This is a genomic window from Arthrobacter sp. Hiyo1 (assembly GCF_001263615.2).
Classification (GTDB): domain Bacteria; phylum Actinomycetota; class Actinomycetes; order Actinomycetales; family Micrococcaceae; genus Arthrobacter.
This window is the reverse complement of the sequence record NZ_DF952503.1, coordinates 1-2,185: the sequence shown is the minus strand read 5'-3', so window position 1 is coordinate 2,185 and position 2,185 is coordinate 1. Positions and strand designations below refer to the sequence as shown.

1 protein-coding gene and 1 pseudogene are annotated in these 2,185 nt (G+C 65.8%); one reads left to right on the top strand and one right to left on the bottom strand.

Going from position 1 to position 2,185, the window contains the following annotated elements; genetic code table 11:
• Positions 1 to 974, bottom strand: a pseudogene (locus tag AHiyo1_RS24040) (AAA family ATPase); the annotation flags it as partial.
• A gap of 421 nt (positions 975 to 1,395) precedes the next feature.
• Between AHiyo1_RS24040 and AHiyo1_RS24035 the strand changes: the two are divergent.
• On the top strand, positions 1,396 to 2,115 hold the full coding sequence (locus tag AHiyo1_RS24035; RefSeq protein ID WP_059390288.1) for a hypothetical protein: 720 nt from the start codon (positions 1,396 to 1,398) through the stop codon (positions 2,113 to 2,115).
• The last annotated feature ends 70 nt before the right edge of the window (positions 2,116 to 2,185 follow it).

Below are 2,185 nucleotides of genomic sequence, written 5' to 3'. Positions count from 1 at the left end.
CGGGCAGCGAGTCCTGCAGCAAGATCCAGCCGTCGGGCTGTTTCTTCCGCCCGTCCGGCGTCTTGTTCGAGGGCTGCGAGCTCGACGGCGGTCAGTGGCACCTCACCGATCTGGGCTTCCTTGGCCGCGAGAACGAGATCCTCGGACTCGAAGAGCTCTGCGAGCCGGGCGCTCTCGGTCTCCGCGGACCTGATGGCTTCGTCGAGCCTTGCAGCGTGCTGCTCGTCGAGGATTTCGAGGCGCGCAGCATCCGCGGTGTCGAATCCGTTCGCTGCAAGGGCGGTTTCCAAGGCCGCAGACGCATCGTCCAAAGCCTCCCGGGCACGTTCAAGTTGCACTCCGGCGGCGACAGCGGACTGCAGGAGTTCGCGATGCCCGGTCAGGGCATCGATCCGCTCGTGCAGCGTGTCGAAGCCATCACGCAGCCCGCAAAGCAAGGTCTCCAGGGACTCACGTTGCTCACCCAGCAGGGCCATGGTGGACCCGGCCTGCGCCGCAGCGGTGTCCTCTTGGACTTGTTCTTCCTCCAAGCGGGCAATCCGCTCCGTCATGCGGGCGAGCTCTGCCTTGCCACGTTTGAGGCTGTCGACGGCGGAACGCGCCAAGGCCAGGGCGTCTTTGGCCAGGGCCTCCGCCGAAGCGGCTTCCTTGGGATCGATGCCTCCGCCCTGGGCGGCGAGCACGGCAACTTCCTGCTCGGCGGCCGCCAGCTCGCCTGCCGCTTGGAGAAGTTCATGCTCGCTTTCGTCATAGCGTTCGTGGGCGGATTGCTCTTCCTCCGCAAGGGCCAGTGCGGTTAGCCCCGCGGCTGCCGGGGACGGGTGTTCGGCGCTTCCGCAGACCGGGCATGGATCGCCGTCGTTCAGCTTTGCGGCGAGTTCGGCAGCGGCATTGGCCAGCCGGGATTCGCGGAGATCCAGCCAGAGTTGCCGGAGGTCCTGGGAAAGCGCGCGGGCAAAAGCGTGGCGCTTCACTGCCGCGGACTGGGAATCCAGGCGCTTGAGTAACGGGCAACTGTCTTGACGGTGTTCTGCGCTGCTGCCGCTTCGCTTTCCCGCAGGGGTAGCTGAGAAGCGGCCGCTTCCAGCGGGCCCAGCTCGCCTTCCAAAACAGCCGCATCCGAGCGAAGCCCGGCCAACGCAAGGGACCGCGCCGCATTGGCCGACTCGCGCTGCCGTGAAGCGACGTCGAGGGCATCAAGCCTGGCAGTGATGTCCTCGAGCTTTTGTTCGTCCCCGATCCGGGCCTCAACGACAGCATGGTCTCTTGAATCCTCGCCAGCGACGTGCCCGGCTCGCTTGCGTCAAGAGAGGCGGCAAGCAGCTTCGCCGTCGCCGACTCCGCCTTCGCGCCCGCGATGTCTAAGGCCTTGGCAGCGCGGTCGACGGCGTCGAGTTGTCCTCCGAGGACGGCGGCTTTACGGTGGCGTCCAAGCCGCTCGCGGAATTCCTGCACTTCAGCCGCACGTGTGGCGAGGACTTCGCGCCGGCAAGTGGCGGCGTCGAGCTTCGCGTGCCGTTGGACCCGTTCCCGCGCGGAGTTGAGCTTGTCGGCAAGCTGAAGCCGGACGGCTTCGGCAGAGCCGGCGGCTTGTTGCCGCTTGAGAGATTCGGCACGGGCCCGGGCCTCGAGGGTCCCGAGCCGGAGTTCGGGCGTGGAATCGTTGGAGCCTGCGTTGGATCCTGCGTCATCAAGATCCGGGTCAGCCGCCTCGTCAATGCCGAGTTGCGCGAACTCGGACTCTGCCCGCTGCGCGAGCAGCTTAAGTCCGTTCTGGTTGTCCTGCACTTCTGCGCGCGCGGCGTTTGCTTGGAGTGCCAACTGCTGCTCGATCGCTTCAAAACGCTGGGTTCCGAAGAGCTTCTGCAGAAGATCCAGCCGGTCGGACGCCTTGGAACGCAGGAAAGCCGCGAAGTCTCCCTGCGGGAGCATGACCACCCTGGTGAATTGTTCCCGATCCATCCCCAGGACATCTCCGATTTCCATGCCGGCTTCGTCGTTGCGGGAGGTCTTTTCTTCCCACGAGCCATCAACCCGTTCACGCAGGAGGGTTTTGGCCTGCTGGGTGGTGAAGCCCTTGCGTCCACGGGCACTTGGCCTGTCCCACGCCGGTGAGCGGGTGACCTCAAAGCGTCTTCCGCGCGCCGAAAATTCGCAAACGACCCGCGGCTCCGCAGCCGGTTCC